Origin of the sequence: Mesorhizobium sp. LMG17149, from assembly GCF_024518695.1 — a bacterium.
Classification (GTDB): domain Bacteria; phylum Pseudomonadota; class Alphaproteobacteria; order Rhizobiales; family Rhizobiaceae; genus Mesorhizobium.
Genome location: NZ_JANIFL010000008.1, coordinates 177,550 through 191,863, shown reverse-complemented (window position 1 = coordinate 191,863; position 14,314 = coordinate 177,550). Strand labels below are relative to the sequence as shown.

At 64.1% G+C, this 14,314-nt stretch carries 18 protein-coding genes; 13 read left to right on the top strand and 5 right to left on the bottom strand.

Annotated features, from left to right (window positions below):
• Positions 1–5: 5 nt before the first annotated feature.
• The 5 genes from NP945_RS20500 (at position 6) to NP945_RS20480 (ending at position 4,412) form a co-directional block, all read left to right on the top strand.
• Positions 6–974: an ABC transporter permease gene (locus NP945_RS20500; RefSeq protein WP_256747380.1), complete on the top strand. Its 969-nt coding sequence runs from the start codon at positions 6–8 to the stop codon at positions 972–974.
• Positions 971–1,846, top strand: coding sequence for a MurR/RpiR family transcriptional regulator (locus NP945_RS20495; RefSeq protein WP_127415931.1), 876 nt, complete (start codon positions 971–973; stop codon positions 1,844–1,846). Before NP945_RS20500 ends, NP945_RS20495 begins: the two co-directional genes overlap by 4 nt.
• The gene (locus NP945_RS20490; protein WP_256747379.1) at positions 1,843–2,736 is read left to right on the top strand and encodes a ribokinase; all 894 of its coding nucleotides are present in this window, start codon (positions 1,843–1,845) and stop codon (positions 2,734–2,736) included. The genes NP945_RS20495 and NP945_RS20490 overlap by 4 nt, the downstream gene beginning before the upstream one ends.
• A 102-nt stretch (positions 2,737–2,838) precedes the next feature.
• Positions 2,839–3,336, top strand: a complete 498-nt coding sequence (gene purE, locus NP945_RS20485; protein ID WP_127296872.1) for a 5-(carboxyamino)imidazole ribonucleotide mutase — start codon at positions 2,839–2,841, stop codon at positions 3,334–3,336.
• Entirely contained in the window at positions 3,333–4,412 is a 1,080-nt protein-coding gene (locus tag NP945_RS20480; RefSeq protein ID WP_256747378.1) for a 5-(carboxyamino)imidazole ribonucleotide synthase, read from the top strand. Before purE ends, NP945_RS20480 begins: the two co-directional genes overlap by 4 nt.
• Positions 4,413–4,418: 6 nt before the next feature.
• Here the strand turns inward: NP945_RS20480 and NP945_RS20475 are convergent, their stop codons facing one another.
• Positions 4,419–4,841, bottom strand: coding sequence for a lysozyme inhibitor LprI family protein (locus NP945_RS20475; protein WP_256747377.1), 423 nt, complete (start codon positions 4,839–4,841; stop codon positions 4,419–4,421).
• Positions 4,842–5,082: 241 nt separating this feature from the next.
• On the opposite strand from NP945_RS20475, the gene ykgO reads away from it, so the two are divergent.
• The 3 genes from ykgO to NP945_RS20460 all read left to right on the top strand — a co-directional run bounded on the left by ykgO (position 5,083) and on the right by NP945_RS20460 (position 7,110).
• Positions 5,083–5,208 carry a type B 50S ribosomal protein L36 gene (gene ykgO / locus NP945_RS20470; protein ID WP_006327841.1) on the top strand — a complete coding sequence of 42 codons (126 nt, stop codon included), beginning with the start codon at positions 5,083–5,085 and terminating at the stop codon, positions 5,206–5,208.
• Positions 5,209–5,320: 112 nt separating this feature from the next.
• Positions 5,321–5,926, top strand: a complete 606-nt coding sequence (locus tag NP945_RS20465) for a hypothetical protein (protein ID WP_256747376.1) — start codon at positions 5,321–5,323, stop codon at positions 5,924–5,926.
• 119 nt (positions 5,927–6,045) lie between these two features.
• Complete coding sequence (locus NP945_RS20460) at positions 6,046–7,110, top strand: alpha/beta fold hydrolase (protein ID WP_256747375.1); 1,065 nt, start codon at positions 6,046–6,048, stop codon at positions 7,108–7,110.
• A 46-nt stretch (positions 7,111–7,156) separates the two neighbouring features.
• Here the strand turns inward: NP945_RS20460 and pyk are convergent, their stop codons facing one another.
• Positions 7,157–8,593, bottom strand: a complete 1,437-nt coding sequence (gene pyk / locus NP945_RS20455; RefSeq protein WP_013529204.1) for a pyruvate kinase — start codon at positions 8,591–8,593, stop codon at positions 7,157–7,159.
• Positions 8,590–9,078, bottom strand: coding sequence for a DUF1036 domain-containing protein (locus tag NP945_RS20450; protein ID WP_127266899.1), 489 nt, complete (start codon positions 9,076–9,078; stop codon positions 8,590–8,592). The genes pyk and NP945_RS20450 overlap by 4 nt, the downstream gene beginning before the upstream one ends.
• 245 nt (positions 9,079–9,323) lie before the next feature.
• On the opposite strand from NP945_RS20450, the gene NP945_RS20445 reads away from it, so the two are divergent.
• The 3 genes from NP945_RS20445 (at position 9,324) to NP945_RS20435 (ending at position 11,739) form a co-directional block, all read left to right on the top strand.
• Complete coding sequence (locus NP945_RS20445; protein ID WP_256747374.1) at positions 9,324–10,121, top strand: N-formylglutamate amidohydrolase; 798 nt, start codon at positions 9,324–9,326, stop codon at positions 10,119–10,121.
• Positions 10,122–10,132: 11 nt separating this feature from the next.
• On the top strand, positions 10,133–10,441 hold the full coding sequence (locus NP945_RS20440) for a DUF1244 domain-containing protein (protein ID WP_027037142.1): 309 nt from the start codon (positions 10,133–10,135) through the stop codon (positions 10,439–10,441).
• Between the two features lie 122 nt (positions 10,442–10,563).
• Positions 10,564–11,739, top strand: a complete 1,176-nt coding sequence (locus tag NP945_RS20435) for an MFS transporter (protein WP_127380694.1) — start codon at positions 10,564–10,566, stop codon at positions 11,737–11,739.
• Here NP945_RS20435 and NP945_RS20430 read toward each other — a convergent pair.
• The gene (locus NP945_RS20430; protein WP_256747373.1) at positions 11,703–12,611 is read right to left on the bottom strand and encodes a LysR family transcriptional regulator; all 909 of its coding nucleotides are present in this window, start codon (positions 12,609–12,611) and stop codon (positions 11,703–11,705) included. The genes NP945_RS20435 and NP945_RS20430 overlap by 37 nt on opposite strands.
• A 133-nt stretch (positions 12,612–12,744) precedes the next feature.
• Here NP945_RS20430 and NP945_RS20425 point away from each other — a divergent pair, with 133 nt between their 5' ends.
• On the top strand, positions 12,745–12,954 hold the full coding sequence (locus NP945_RS20425) for a DUF680 domain-containing protein (protein ID WP_256747372.1): 210 nt from the start codon (positions 12,745–12,747) through the stop codon (positions 12,952–12,954).
• A 98-nt stretch (positions 12,955–13,052) separates the two neighbouring features.
• On the top strand, positions 13,053–14,012 hold the full coding sequence (locus NP945_RS20420) for an SDR family oxidoreductase (RefSeq protein ID WP_256747371.1): 960 nt from the start codon (positions 13,053–13,055) through the stop codon (positions 14,010–14,012).
• A 63-nt stretch (positions 14,013–14,075) separates the two neighbouring features.
• Here the strand turns inward: NP945_RS20420 and NP945_RS20415 are convergent, their stop codons facing one another.
• On the bottom strand, positions 14,076–14,234 hold the full coding sequence (locus tag NP945_RS20415) for a DUF3309 family protein (protein ID WP_023810914.1): 159 nt from the start codon (positions 14,232–14,234) through the stop codon (positions 14,076–14,078).
• Positions 14,235–14,314 lie beyond the last annotated feature (80 nt).

Sequence of the window (14,314 nt, the reverse complement as noted above, 5' to 3'; positions counted from 1 at the left end):
CGGATATGTCGGATACCACTCTGGTGCGGCCGCGGGCCGAACTCCTGCGCGGGGTTTCCATGCGTGACGCCGGCACGCTGATCGGCCTTGTCGTGATCCTCGCTGTCTTCGGCGCGCTGGTGCCCGGCTTCTTCGCCGAGCGCAACCTGATCAACATCCTGCAGCAGTCGAGCATCAATGCCTGCCTGGCGCTGGGCATGACGCTGGTCATCATCTCCGGCGGCATCGATCTGTCGGTCGGCCCGACAGCGGCGCTCTCGGCCGTCATCTCGGCCTCGATGATGGTCGCCGGCGTGCCGTTTCCGCTGGCCATCGCCGCGGGCTTTGCCATTGGCCTTGCCTGCGGTCTCGTCAACGGCGTGCTCGTCGCCTATGTCGGACTGCAGCCCTTCATCGTCACGCTGGGAACGCTTAGCACCTACCGGGCGCTGGCGCTGATCTACACCGGCGGCAATCCGGTGCTCGGCCTGCCCGCGGGCTTTCGCGCTATCTTCAACGGCTCGCTGTTCGGACTGCCGCTGGCGGTCGTCATCGTGGCCTTCGTGGCCGTCGTCTCCTGGGTCGTTTTGAAGAAGACGCCCTTTGGCGAATATCTGCTCGCCGTCGGCGGCAATGAGGAAGCGGCCTACATCGCCGGCGTGCCGATCGCCCGCACCAAGATCGCCGCCTACATGATCTCAGGCCTGCTGGCAGCCCTTGCCGCGCAGATCCTGGTCGGGCGGCTCGGTGCCGCCGAGCCCATCCTCGGCAATCTCTGGGAACTCGACGCCATCGCGGCTGCCGCCATCGGCGGTGCCTCGCTGATGGGCGGCAAGGGCAGTGTCGTCGGCACCATCCTGGGTGCCATTATCCTTGGCGCCATGCGCAACGGTTTGACGCTGATGAACGTGCAGTCCTTCTATCAGCTTCTGGCAACTGGTCTTATAATCCTCGCCGCGATGCTTATCGATCGCGTGACGAGGGGGCGTGGATGACGTTGAGCGGGCTGGACCTGAAAGCGGTAGGACCGCGCATCCGCATGATGATGCCGCATCTCACCCCGCTGGAGGCGAAGGTGGTGGAAACCGTCTTCGGCCGGCGCGGCTTTGACGAGAGCATTCCGCTGAAGCAGATAGCCGAGGAATCCGGCGTGTCCGAGGCGATGGTGGTCAAGATCGCCAAGAAGCTCGGCTTCTCCGGCTATCGCGACTTCCGCACCGCCGTCTACGAATACAGCCGCCTGCCGACCGCCGAGATGCATCAGGAACTGTCGTCCGACGACAGTTCGGCCGAGATCGTACAGAAGGTGTTTCGCACCTCCATCCAGGCACTGGAGGAGACACTGGCGATCCTCGATATCGAGGATTTCGACCGCGCCGCCGATCTTCTCTATCGTGCGAAGAACCGGGATTTTTATGGCGTCGGCGGCTCGGCGCAGATCGCCCGCGACGTCTCGCACAAGTTTCTGCGCATCGGCATCCGCGCATCCGTCTATGACGATTCCCACATGATGCTGATGTCGGCCTCGCTGCTCGGTGGCGACGACATCGCCGTCGGCTTCTCGCATTCGGGCAACACGTCGGCCGTCATCGACGCCATCCAGCTGGCCCGCAAGAACGGTGCCCGCACGCTGGCCATCACCAACTACGACAACTCGCCGCTGGCTGCGGTCGCCGACATCGTGCTGTGCTCGACCGCGCAAGGCTCGCCGCTGATGGGCGAGAACGCAGCGGCGCGCATTGCCCAGCTCAACATCCTCGACGCGCTGTTCGTGGCGGTGGCACAGCGCGATTATCAGGCGGCGGAGCGCAATCTCGGCCGCACCATGTCCGCGGTGACATCGAAACGAAAAGACCGGGGCTCATGACGACATCGCCGCTGGTCACCGTGTTCGGCAGCCTGCATTACGATATCATGGTCGACGCGCCCGACCGCCCGCGCAAGGGCGAGACGGTGACCGGCCATGCCTGGCACCCGAAATGCGGCGGCAAGGGCGGCAATCAGGCTGTCTCGGCGGCGCGGGCCGGCGTGCGCGCGGCGATGATCGGCGCCGTCGGCGACGATGATTTCGGGCGGGCGTTGCTGGCCAATCTCAATCGCGCAGTGGTCGACCACCGCTTCGTGCGGGTGGCCGCTGGCGCCGGCTCCGGCATGAGCGTGGCGATCTTCGACGCGGGCGGCGACTATGGCGCGGTGATCGTCTCGGGCAGCAATCTGACACTGGACCATGCCGACATTGCCTCTGCTTCCGATGTGATGGTCCAAACGGCAGTGCTTTTGTTGCAGAACGAAGTGCCGGAAGCCGGCAACATTGCCGCCGCACGCGCCGTCAAAGCACGGGGCGGCCGCGTCGTGCTCAACGCGGCCCCCGCGCGCGAACTCTCCGAGGAGTTGATCGCGCTGGTCGACATATTGGTGGTCAACGCCATCGAGGCGGAATTCCTGGCTGGCACAGCGGTGGTCGAGACACTCGACGGCGCCGCGCAAGCCGCACGGCTATTGGCCGATCTTTATCCGGTGGCGATTGTCACGGCGGGCGGCGAGGGCGTCGCCTGTTGCGATCGGAGCGGCGAGGCCTTTGCTCTGTCCGCCATCCCCGTCAAGGTCGCCAGCACGCATGGCGCCGGCGATGAATTCGTTGGCGCGCTGGCGGCGGGACTTGCCCGTGGGCAGACCATGCGGGCGGCCATCACCGCCGCCAACGCGGCTTCGGCCTTGCTGGTCTCGACGCCAGAGGCCGAGCGCGACGGCATCTGACCGGCTGGTTTCCGTCTTGCCAGACCGCCGCGGCCGCCGCCTATCCTTGCGGCCTCGCGCGAATTCCGCTAAGGCGCGCCTTTGTCGCCGGGGAACACGGACTTGGACGATCAACGCGCCGACGTCGCCATCATCATGGGCAGCCAGTCCGACTGGGCGACGATGCGCCATGCGGCCGAAACGCTGGAAGCACTCGGCATCCCGCACAAGCGGCTGATCATCTCCGCGCATCGCACCCCAGACCGGCTCTATGATTTCGCCAAGGGCGCCAAGGCGGCCGGTTACCAGGTGATCATCGCCGGCGCCGGCGGTGCGGCGCACCTGCCCGGCATGACGGCGGCGATGACGCCGCTGCCGGTGTTCGGTGTGCCGGTGGAATCGAAAGCGCTTTCCGGGCAGGATTCGCTGCTGTCCATTGTCCAGATGCCGGCCGGCATTCCCGTGGGCACGCTGGCCATCGGCAAGGCCGGCGCCGCCAACGCAGCCCTTCTGGCCGCTGCCGTGCTGGCGCTGAACGATGACAGCCTTGCCGTCCGTCTGGATGCCTGGCGCGCCGCGCAGACCGCCAAGGTCGCGACCGAACCGACGGATACGCCGTGAGCCTGCCCACCGGATCGACCATCGGCATCATTGGCGGCGGCCAACTCGGCCGCATGCTGGCTGTTGCCGCCGCCCGCCTCGGCTACCGCACCGTGGTGCTGGAGCCGCAAGCGGATTGCCCCGCGGCACAGGTCGCCAACCGGCAGATAACAGCCGCCTATGACGACCCGGCCGCCCTTGCCGAACTGGCAGGCTCGAGTTCCGTCGTCACCTACGAGTTCGAGAACGTGCCGGTTGCAGCCGCCAGTGCGCTGGCCGCCAAGGTTCCGGTCTATCCGCCGGCGCGTGCGCTGGAAGTGGCGCAGGACCGGGTGGACGAAAAAACATTCCTCAACGGCATCGGCATTGCCACCGCCGATTTCCACGCCGTCGACAATGATGACCAGCTGATCGCGGCGCTGAAAGCATTCGACGGCAGCGGTGTCCTGAAGACCCGGCGCATGGGCTATGACGGCAAAGGCCAGCGCGTCTTCCGCAACATGGAAGCCGGCGGCTTCGCCGGCACATGCGAGGCGATGGGCAATGTGCCTCTGATCCTGGAGGCCTTCGTGCCGTTCGAGCGCGAGATATCGGTGATCGCGGCGCGTGGGCTGGACGGTGCGGTTGTCGCTTACGATCCAGCCGAGAATATCCATCGCAACGGCATTCTCCACACATCGACCTTGCCGGCCGCCATTATGCCGGAGACGGCGGAAGCGGCCCGAACGGCCGCATCGAAGATCCTGTCGGCGCTGAACTATGTCGGCGTCATCGGCGTCGAGTTCTTCGTGCTGGCGGACGGCTCGCTGCTGGCCAACGAGATCGCGCCGCGCGTGCACAATTCCGGCCATTGGACGGAAGCCGCCTGTATCGTCTCGCAGTTCGAGCAGCATATCCGCGCCATCGCCGGCCTGCCGCTCGGCGCCCCGGACCGCCATTCCGACTGTGTGATGGAAAACCTGATCGGCGACGATGTGCTGCGCGTCCCGGAGCTTCTCGCCGAGCCCGATCTGATGCTGCATCTCTACGGCAAGGCCGAAGCGCGGCCCGGCCGCAAGATGGGCCATTTCACTCGGATCAGCCGTCGCGCCTCATAGGGTTGCCTACTGCAAATCGTCGCTCTCGTCCTCGCCTGGATTGGCGCAACTCACATCGCCTTCCTCGCAATTGGCCGCGGCAGCGAGCTGCTTGACGCGATCATTGGTCAATCTGGTCAGGCATTGCGAGACTTCCATCGAATGGATCGAGCCGCCTTGACTGGCGGCGGTGGAATGCGCGCATTCGGCATCGCGAAAACTGATCCAGGCGCGCTGCGCCACCTGCAGCAATCTCTTGCCGCCGGCGTCATCCGAGCTGGTGAGGTCCTGATAGGCCTTGTTCAGCTTGGTGTCGGCCGCCTGATAGTCTTCGCCGGCACAGATGTTCATCATCTGCTGGCTATCGTCGCTGCGGTCGCATTCCTGCGCGCGAGCAACCGAAGCTGCCGCCAGCAGGACAAGGCAGGCGGACAGGAACATTCGGCGCATGGTTCTCTCCAAATCACTTCACGGCGACCGCATCATCCCAGCCGGCCCCAGGGCCGCGCAATGCCGAAGGCCGACATGGCGGATAATTGATGACAGGGACGATTCACAGCCGCTATGGAGCACGCTTGCGGTTGACAGGGACAAGGCTCCTCGTTTATGAGCCTCCCACAGTTCAAAGGCGCGTCTTCTGGCGCGCCTTAAAATTTCGACCCGGACCGGGTCCACACCGACAGGCAAGACCATGAAGATCAAGAATTCGCTCAAGGCGCTGAAGGCGCGTCACCGCGACAACCAGTTGGTTCGCCGCAAGGGCCGCGTCTACATCATCAACAAGACCGCCCCGCGCTACAAGGCACGCCAGGGCTGAGTTTTCGGGCAGGAGGCTGTTGCCTCCGCCCATTTGATGCTTGTTGCCGCCTGCCGGCATTTTCACGCCAAATTCAGTTTGACGTTCCGTCGCCCGGGACTAGAGTCCGGCGATGCGGATTCTTTTTGCATTTTTGACATCTCTGCTTGTTTCCGGCGTCATTTATGGCCCGGCATGGGCGGATGATGCCGTCGCGCCGCCGGCCACTCAGGACGCGCGGCCCGCCGCAACGACGAAACAAGCCCGCCTCGACCAGCTGTTCAGCGATCTGAAACGCGAGCGCAACGAAAAGGCGGCCGAGCGCATCGCCGGCAACATCTGGAGCGAGTGGTCGCAATCCGGCAGCGCCTCGATCGACCTGATGATGCAGTGGTCGCAGAAAGCTATCGAAGGCCAGAAGTTCGACGTCGCGCTCGATTTCCTCGATCAGGTGGTGACTTTGCAGCCGACTTACGCCGAAGGCTGGAACCGGCGTGCCACCGTCCATTTCATGATGAAGAACTACGGCAAGTCGATGTCCGACATCGACCATACGCTGCAACTCGAACCACGCCATTTCGGTGCGTTGTCCGGCCTGGCGCAGATCATGGCGCTGACCGGCCACAAGCAATCGGCGCTCGAGGCCTGGCAGAAGGTGCTGGCCATTTATCCGATGATGCGCAGCGCCCAGGACCAGGTCGGCACGATTTCGGAGGAGCTTGCCGGTGAAGGTATTTGAGGGAATAGGCAGTAGGGATTAGGCAGTAGGTCCAGACCGCTCTGCGGAACACACATGCCTACTGCCTACTGCCTACTGTCTCCCCTACAACTTATCCCCACCACCTCCGTATCTCCCTCATGAACCTGATCTACGCCGCCCTTGCCTTCCTGATGGCGCTTATCTTCGGCTTTGTCGGCGTCACCCGCGTCGGCTCATGGCTGATCGAGCGTCGCAATCCGCCGATCGGCGAGTTCGCCGACATCGACGGCGCCCGCATCCACTATGTCCATGTTCCGGCGCCCGCCAATGCCGAGCTGCCGCCGATCGTCTTCATCCACGGCGCCAGCGCCAATCTCAGGGACCAGATGCTGCCGCTGCGCCCCTTGCTCGAAGGCCGCGCCGAAATGCTGTTCCTCGACCGGCCGGGCCATGGCTGGTCGGGTCGCGGCACCACCAACGAGAACCCGTCGGCGCAGGCCAACACCATTGCCGCACTGATGGACCATCTCGGCATCAGGAATGCTGTCATCGTCGGCCATTCCTTCGGCGGCTTGGTGACATCGGCCTTTGGCCGCGAACATCCAGACAAGACGCTCGGGCTCGTCTTTCTCGCACCGGCGACCCACCCATGGCCGGGCGGCGCAACCGCCTGGTACTACGATCTGACCACCATGCCGGTGCTCGGTTGGCTGTTTTCCGAAACGCTCACCTATCCGGCGGGAGCCCTGCAGATGGCTGACGCCACCACCTGCGTCTTTTCGCCCAACAAGGTGCCGGACAATTACCTCAGCTCGGCCTCTATCCCGCTGGTGCTGCGACCAACAGCCTTTCGTGCCAACGCCACCGATGTCGCCGGGCTCTATCGCTACGCGCTCGCCACCGCACCGCGTTACGCCGAGATCAAGGCGCCGACCGTGGTGATTTCAGGCGATCGCGACAAGGTGGTCTATGCACATATCCATTCGGTCGGCCTGGCGCGCGACATTGCCGGTGCCGAACTCGTCTGGGTGCACAATCTCGGTCACAAGCCAGACTGGATCGCGACCGACCTGACCGTCGGCGCCATCGAGAAGGTCGCTGGCAAGAATATAGACCTGCAGGCGATGGCCAGGACCGTGGAGGCGCGCATCGCCGGCGACGCCTACGGCGCCGGCAGATGCGCCGATATCAAGGTACCGCAGGCCGAACTCGCGCCGACCTAAAAAGCGGGCCGCCTGAATCCGTTCAGAGGCGACACGCTTCAGGAATCTAGCGGCTGACTTGTGTGTCCGAACCGATATAGGCGATGCGCAGCATGTTGGTCGAACCCGGTGTCCGCAGCGGCACGCCCGCGGTGATGATGACGCGGTCGCCAGGCTTGCCGAAGCCTTCGTCGAAGGCGATGCGGCAGGCGCGATTGACCATGTCGTCGAGATCGACGGCGTCGGGTGAGACGACGCAATGCGTGCCCCACAAAAGCGACAGCCGCCGCGCCGTGTTGAGGATCGGCGACAGCGCGATAACAGGCACTTGCGGCCGCTCGCGGGCGGCGCGCAGGCCTGTGGTGCCCGATGCGGTGTAGGTGATGATCGCCGACAGCTTCAGCGTTTCGGCGATCTCGCGCGCGGCCAGCGAAATGGCATCAGCGCCAGTCGCCTCCGGCTCGGAGCGCTGGGCGTTGATGATGCCGGCATAGGTCGGATCGGTTTCGACCTTGGTGGCGATACGGTTCATCATCGCCACCGCTTCGACGGGATAGGCGCCCGCCGCGGATTCCGCCGACAGCATGATGGCATCGGCGCCTTCGAAGACGGCGATCGAGACATCAGACACCTCGGCGCGGGTCGGCACCGGTGCCGTGATCATCGATTCCAGCATCTGCGTTGCAACCACCACCGGCTTGCCGGCGCGGCGTGCGGCGCGCGTGATCTGCTTCTGGATGCCGGGCACCGCCTCGAGCGGCATCTCGACGCCGAGATCGCCGCGGGCGACCATCAGCGCGTCGGAGAGTTCGATGATCTCGGCCAGCCGGGCGACAGCCTGCGGCTTTTCGATCTTGGCCATGATCAGCGCCCGGCCGCGTGCGATCTTGCGCGCTTCGGCCAGATCCTCCGGCCGCTGCACGAAGGACAGCGCGACCCAGTCGACGCCTGTGGCCAGCACGGCATCGAGATCCTTGCGGTCCTTCTCGGTCAGCGCGCCGACCGGCAGGTCGGTGTCGGGCAGGCTGACGCCTTTCTTGTCGGAAATCGTGGTGCCGGCGACGACGGTGCAGACGATCGACTTGCCGTCGCTCTTCACCGCCTTCAGCTCGAGCTTGCCATCGTCGATCAGCAGGCGATGGCCGGCTTCGACCGAGCTCAGGATTTCCGGATGCGGCAGATAGACCCTGGTCGAGGTGCCGGGCTCGGGATTGTCATCGAGGGTGAAGGTCTGGCCTTGCGTCAGCACTTCCTTGCCGTTGGCGAACTTGCCGACGCGCAGCTTTGGCCCTTGCAGGTCGGCGAGGATGCCGATCGGCCGGCCAACCGCTTCCTCGACAGCGCGGATGCGTCCGACCAGCGTGCGCATCAGCTCATGGTCGGTATGGCTCATATTGATGCGGAACACATCGGCGCCCGCTTCGAACAGTTTCTTCAGCATCTCCTCCGACGAGGAGGCCGGACCGATGGTGGCTAGGATCTTGACCTTGCGGCTACGTCTCATTGACTGTTTGTTCCCGGGGCGGCTGGAGCGCCTCCCGTTGTGGACTCATCGGTCAGCTGGACCATCCAGCTTGCCTGTTCGCCCGTGTCATATTCCTGGAATCCGGCGCGCTGGAAGCCCCGGGCGACGCAGTCGGTCACGCCTGCGATCTTGAACTCTTTCTCAGCCACGCACATGTTGATCGGGCCGTCCCAGCGTCCGCCGCGTTCGGCGTCTTCTGCATAAAGATAGTAAAACCTTGATGACAGCGGCCCTTCGATCAGCGTCTTGCAGCTCGATCCCTCGATGTGCCACCAGCCTTCGGTGATCCAGCCGGCCTTGGCGCGATAGCCGATGCCGACGCCGACCAGGTTCTGCGTGGCGTTGCAGACGCGGAAATCGGCACGCGCCGGCGAAGCCACGACCATCGCCGACAGGCCCATGGCAAGAGTGAGGAGCGGCATGGCAAAGGCAGAGCGCATGCGCTGCCCGCCGGCGGAACTCATCCGAAAACCCCTCAAAAACCACATCAGCATCTCTCTGCGCCCCTTTTCGGAAAAGTCCGGGCGCATGTCAACGCACCGTTTTGTCCAATTCCAATCGATTTAGAAAGGCTCCGGCGCACAATTCGCCGACGTGTGCCAGATTTCCCGGGAAACCTTGGCCAAACAACGGCATTGCGCAAGCGTCGTCTTCGTGGAATGACGATAGCACCCTCCCCGGAAGCCCGCGAACAGACCATTTCCCGCCAATGACCCGATCCACAGTTTTCGCGCCTTTCGACATCATCGAGGGCGACCGCAAGCGAGGCATCGTGCTGTTGGGCGATCATGCCCGTCGCGACCTGCCCGACGACTACGGCAGCCTCGGCCTGCCCTCGGCCGAGTTCGACCGGCACATCGCCTATGACATCGGCGTCGAGGCGGTGACGCGCGAACTGGCTGCCCTGCTCGGCGTGCCGGCGGTGCTCGCCAATTTTTCGCGACTGCTGATCGATCCCAATCGCGGCGAAGACGATCCGACGCTCATTCGCCAGCTTTATGACGGCACTGTCGTACCTGGGAATTACCCCATCACTGCCGAGGAGCGCGAGAGGCGGCTCGACGGGTTCTATCGGCCCTATCACGACGCTGTCGGCGCCATGATCGCATCGGTCGCACAGGCTTCCGCCCAGGCGCCCTTCATCTTTTCGGTGCATTCCTTCACCCCGGCCATGCAAGGAATCCAGCGTCCTTGGCACGTCGGCATCCTGTGGGATCTCGACGACCGCGTGGCGCGGCCGTTGATAGACATGCTGGCGCAGGACAAGAGCCTCGTCGTCGGCGACAACGAACCCTATGACGGCGCACTGCGCGGCGACACCATGTACAAGCATGCCATCGTCAACGGCTTCGCCCATGCGCTGATCGAGATCCGACAGGATCTGATATCGGACCAGAAGGGCGCGCTCGCCTGGGCCGAACGGTTGGCGCCGATCGTTGACGCGATCGACCGCCGTCCCGATATACATGTGGTGAAGATGTTCGGCTCGCGCACCGGGCCGCTATGACGGAGGTTTCGATGACCGAACTCAGCGACGAGCAGCAACGCGATTTCGAAGCGGCCGCCTTCCGCCGGCTGGTCGAGCATCTGCGCGAGCGCAACGATGTGCAGAACATCGACCTGATGAATCTCGCCGGCTTCTGCCGCAACTGCCTGTCGAACTGGTATCGCGAGGCAGCCAATGCCGAGGGCGTCGATCTCACCAAGGATCAGTCGCGCGAGATCGTCTACGGCATGCCTTATGGGGAATGGCAGGCGCTGAACCAGACCGAGGCCTCCGACGCCAAGAAGGCCGAATTCGAGGCAAGGCGCCCCCAGGACCATTGACACCGTCGCCCAGCGATCGCTTAAGGCTATGTTTGGCCCAAAATGCTTCCCGAAAGAGCCTTGACTGAAAATTGAATCGATCTAATTTGCCGCGCGAAGCCATTTTCAGCGGGATTCGCCTCATGAACGCGTCAATTGCCAAGCTGACTGCCATTCGCGGACGATGGGCGCTCGCGGCCATTTTTCTCGCCAACGGCTTCCTGACGGGCAGTTGGGCGCCGCAGATCCCGGTGTTCCTGACCCGGCTGGAGATTTCGAAGTTCACGCTCGGCCTGCTGATTCTCTTATTCGGCGTCGGTGCCGTCGTCGCGATGACCTGGTGCGGCCATTTGATCTCCAGACATGGCTCGCGCACCGTACTGCGCTGGTTCGCCCTGTGCGGCAGCCTCGGTCTGATGGTCGTGGCGCTGGCGCCCAACGTACCGCTGGCGGCCGCGGCCATGATCATCTTCGGCGGCTCGATCGGTGGCATGGACGTTGCCATGAATGCCAATGCCGTGGTGGTCGAACGGCGGCTCTCCCGCGCCGTCATGTCGTCCTCGCACGGCTTCTGGAGTCTCGGCGGCTTCGCCGGCGGCGGCCTCGGCGGCTTTGCCATCCAGCACTACGGCCACCTCGCCCACGCGGCGGCGGTAACGGTGTTTGCCTTCGCGGTGATCGCGGTGGCCGTTCGCCATCTCCTCACCGAAGACAGCCCGCAGGCAGCCGAGCACCACAAATTCGCACTGCCGGCAAACCCGCTGGTTTATCTGATCGGACTGATGGCGCTGCTGGCGATGATCTCCGAAGGCGCGGTGCTCGACTGGGCAGCCCTGTATCTGCGCCAGGAGCTCGGCGCCGATCTTGCCGTTGCCGGCCTCGCCTACGCCGGATTTTCGGGCGTCATGGCGGTTACGCGGTTCTTCGGCGACGGCATACGCAATCGCTTCGGCGCGGTGACGACGCTGCGCGTGTCGGCCCTCGTAGCCGCGGTCGGCATGCTGGTGGCTGGCCTGGCGCCCTCGCCCTGGCTCGCCATTGCAGCCTTTGCCTTTTGCGGCTTCGGCATCGCCAATATGGTGCCGATCATCTTTTCGGCCGGCGGCAACCAGGAAGGCATGTCTTCTGGCACCGGCATGAGCGTGGTCACCACTATCGGATACTGTGGCATACTGGTGGCGCCGTCGGCGATCGGCTTCGTTGCCGAGCACTCCAGCTTTGGCCCGATCTTCATCACCATGTCGGGACTGCTGATCATCGTGTTGCTGATGGCCGGGCTCGCTCACCGCGCCGAATTCGCGCCAGCACCCGCCGAATAGCGTTTCAGCTCCTCGTGGAGAAAATCCACCACCCGGCGGATGCGCACGCTGGTACGCACGTCGCGATGCATCGCTAGCCACACCGGCAGAACTGGCAGCGGCAGATCTGGCAGAACCTTCTCTATCAAAGGATCCCTGTCGGCCAGCGGCTCCTGACCGAGGCCGATGCCGTTTCCCGCCCGCACCGCTTCCCACAAAACGATCTGGTTGTCGGCCCTGAAGCGGAAGCTGCTCCGGGTGACGGGGATGCCATGCTGGGTAAAGCCCCTGATGATCTCGTCGCCGCGGTCGAAGCCGACCAGGTCGTGGTCGACAAGATCGGCAGGCTTCAGCGGACGGCCGCGCCTGTCGAGATAGGATTTGGCCGCGCAGGCGCAGAGCTCGATATCGCAGACCCTGCGTGCCATCAGCTCGTTCTGCGCCGGCTTGACCATGCGGATGGCGATGTCGGCATCCCGACGCAGCAGGTTCTCGACCTGGTTGGAGGCGACGATCTCGACCTCGATGCCGGGCTCCTCGATCCCCAGCCGCATCGTCATCTCAGGCAGGACATAGGCCGCCACCACCTCGCTGGCGGCGATGCGCACCGTGCCTTCGATGGCCTCGACCGAACCCAGCGCCAGCAGTGAGAAGGCGCTTGCCTGCTCACTGACCGCCTTGCCGCGTTCGAACAGCGTGCTGCCGGCCTCCGTCAGTTCGTAGCCGTGCCGTCCTCGACGGAACAGTGTGACGCCGAGTGCCCGTTCCAACTCGCCGATGTGACGGCCAAGCGTCGGCTGGCTGGCCGAAAGCTTTCGCGTGGCGGCCGACAGGCTGCCGGATTCCGCCACGGCGACAAAGCTCTTGATCAGGTTCCAGTCGATTTCAGCCATTCATTTATGAATATCAGAACGCCATCTGTAGTCAATTTCCATTCGCGTTCAGAGCGATCATATTCCGGCTGCAGACACCAACACGGACTGCAAACACCAACATGGACTGCAAACACCAACCAGGAGAACTCAGATGACCAAGATCGCTTTCACCACCGCCGCCATCCTCATTTCCGTCAGCGCCGCCTTTGCCGGCAGCGACAAGTTTGGGTCGAACGACGCCGGCCAGGCGGCTGTCACCAGCACCGACAACACGACCACCGCTTCGATCCACAACCCGGATGCGGCCGTCCGGCAGCCGGTCACGCAAGGCAGCAACCGCGACCTCTTCGGCAGCCGCTGATCTCGATCGCGCTTGCCGCTGATCTCGATCGCGCTCGTCGCTGATCCCGATCGGGCCTTGCGACCGACCACGCAAATCCTAACCCAGGAGTGCTTCCAATGACCAGTATCGCAATTCTCGGTGCCAATGGCCGGCTCGGCCGGGTGGTCGCCAAGGCCTTCATCGACGCGGGCTACGAGGTCCGCGCCGTCACCCGCAACGGCAAACTGCCAACTGAACTCGAAGGCGCTACGGCCGTTGCCGGTGACGCGCTCGACCGGGAAGCGCTGATCCGCGCCACGGAAGGTGTCGACATCATCTTCAACGGCCTCAACCCGATCTACACCGAATGGGTCAAGTGCCTGCCGATCGCCGAGAATGTCATGGCCGCTTGCCGTGCCAACAACGCACTGCATCTCTTTCCCGGGACCGTATACAATTACGGGTCGCCGATGCCGGAGGTGATCACGGAAGACACGCCGTTCCGCCCGACGACCGAGAAGGGGCGCATCCGCGTCGCGATGGAGGACCTGTTTCACCGCGAGGCCGAAGCGCGCCGCGTCCGCACCATCATTTTGCGGGCCGGCGATTTCTTCGGCGGCACCGGCAGCGGCTCGTGGTTCGACCTGATCGTCGCCGCCAAGATCAACAAGGGTATCTATACGGCGCCCGGCCCGGTCGACCTCGTGCATGAATGGGCCTACCTGCCGGATCTGGCCAGGGCTTTCGTCGGACTGGCGCAGAACCTGGACAAGCTCGGCGCCTATGAAGCCTTCAACTTCCCGGGCCATCCCGTCACCGACCTGGAGATCAAGGCGGCCGCGGAGAAGGCGCTTGGCCGTCCGCTCAAGATGACCTCGATGGCGTGGTGGGTGCTGCGCGCCGGCAGCCCGTTCGTGGCGATGTGGCGTGAGATCGTGTCGATGTCCTATCTGCGCTTCGAACCGCACCAACTGGCGTCGGCAAGGCTGGAAGGCATCATCGGCGCGATCCCGCGCACGCCGCTGGATCAGGCCGTCACTGAAGCTCTCGGGGATATCGGCATTACCACCGTGACCGGCGTTGCGAAAGCTGCCTGACCTCCGCGATGGCGGGCGATACTCCTCCGCACATTAACAATCTCCGCGGACTGAGAGGGCGCCTCAGAGCCGTCCCATCAACAGCAGCACCATAAGCACCACCAGCACCACGCCGACAATACCCGAGGGCCCATAGCCCCAGGAGCGCGAATGCGGCCAGGCCGGCACCGCGCCGATGAGGATAAGGACCAGGACGATGATGACTATGGTGGTGATCGGCATGAGAACCCCGCAATTCGACTTTTCGCCTAAGAACAATGCAAAAGGCCGCCCGGTTGTTCCGGGCGGCCTTTGCCGGTCAA